The following is a 1,624-nucleotide window of genomic DNA, read 5'->3' on the forward strand; positions in this document are numbered from 1 at the left end:
CGGGCGCGGCGCGGCGCCGCCCAGCGCGCGCACCGGGGCCATGCCGGGCTGGCTCTGCTGCGGCACGGCAAACACGGTGCGGCGGAAATTCTTTTCCAGGCGTTCGGAAATATAGGCCCACAGCTGCGCCACTTCGGCGGCAGAGCGGCCGGTGGGATCAACCTCCATCACCGTGCGCCCATCGATCATCGAGGCGGCAAAATCGGTGCGATGGTGCAGGGTGATCGGCGCGACAGTGCCGTGTTGCGACAATGCGACGATCGCCTCGGCCGTGATGCGCGCCTTGGGCGTGGCGCCGTTGACGGCAAAGATCAGCGGCTTGCCCGCGCGTTCGCACAGGTCGACCGTGGCGCCCACGGCGCGTAGATCATGTGGCGAAGGGCGCGTGGGCACGACGATGAGTTCGGACAGCGCGATCACCGACTGGATCGCCATGGTGATCGCTGGCGGAGTATCGATCACGGCCAGCTTGAAACCCTGCTGGCGCAAGACCTGGAGATCCTGGGCCAGGCGACCCACGGTGGTCTGGGCAAAGGCGGGAAAATCAGCCTCCCGCTCGTTCCACCAATCGGCCAGGCTGCCCTGGGGATCGATATCGATCAGCACGACCGGCCCGGCACCGGCGCGTTGCGCCTGCACGGCGAGGTGGCCGGACAAGGTGGTCTTGCCCGATCCCCCCTTTTGCGAAGCCAAGGCCAGTACGCGCAATGTGTCCCCCTGAGGCTGGCGTGCGATCAGGCCTGAGGGATTCGCAGATTGCGCTGAAATTTTGGTTAACACCCCCGGTGTTTCCGGGGCCTGGGGCAGCGCCCGGCCATGGTGTTGGCAAAATACCACGCAAGCGCGCGCGGGCGCATCGAGGCGATGACGGCGGGGGAAAACTTGTTTACCATTTTCCCCGCAAGAGGCCTGAGGGAAAGCCCGCAGAGACCTGCCCTGGCAAGAGATTCGCGTTCAACATGATCACGCCGCGCCCCAAGACCGCTTCGCTTCGCGCCATGGCCACGCTGGCTGCCGTGGCGGCCCTGTTTCCCACGCTGGTCTGGGCCGATGTGCGCGACGGAGTAAACGCCTGGTCGCGCGGGGATTATGCCGGGGCCGTGCGCCAGTGGCAGGGGCCGGCCGCCAAGGGCGACGCTGATGCGCAGTTCAACATGGGCCAGGCGGCCAAGCTGGGCCGGGGCATGCCCAAGGACATGGCCAAGGCCGAGGACTGGTTCCACAAGGCCGCGCGCCAGGGCCATGCCCGCGCCGCCGACAACTATGGCATCCTGCTGTTCCAGACCGGCCGCCAGAGCGAAGCGCTGCCCTGGCTCACCGCCTCGGCCGATCGCGGCGAGCCGCGCGCGATGTATGTGCTGGGCGTGGCGGCGTTCAACGGCGATTTCCAGCCCAAGGACTGGGTGCGCGCCTATGCCCTGATGACGCGGGCGGCAGCCGTGGGGCTGCCCCAGGCGATCGAAAGCCTCAAGACGATGAACCAGGTGATCCCGCTGGAACAGCGCCAGATGGGCGCATCGCTGGCGAGTGACCTGGAAACCCGCACCAGCGACCAGCGCTCGCGCGAATTGGCCGCCGCCGAACTGGGCGTGAGCGCTCAAGCCACCGATGGCGCCCCCGCCGG

The 1,624-nt window shown here is 67.8% G+C and carries 2 protein-coding genes; one reads left to right on the top strand and one right to left on the bottom strand.

The features are described 5' to 3' along the window. Nucleotides 1-708: ParA family protein (locus tag H926_RS0106605; RefSeq protein ID WP_051146275.1), on the bottom strand; the 708-nt coding region annotated here is incomplete at its 3' end. A 251-nt stretch (nt 709-959) separates the two neighbouring features. Between H926_RS0106605 and H926_RS25980 the strand changes: the two genes are divergently transcribed. Then, the coding region (locus tag H926_RS25980) for a tetratricopeptide repeat protein (RefSeq protein WP_022675615.1) at nt 960-1,624 on the top strand (665 nt) is incomplete at its 3' end.

It is taken from the genome of Novosphingobium sp. B-7, assembly GCF_000410615.1.
Lineage (GTDB): Bacteria > Pseudomonadota > Alphaproteobacteria > Sphingomonadales > Sphingomonadaceae > Novosphingobium > Novosphingobium capsulatum.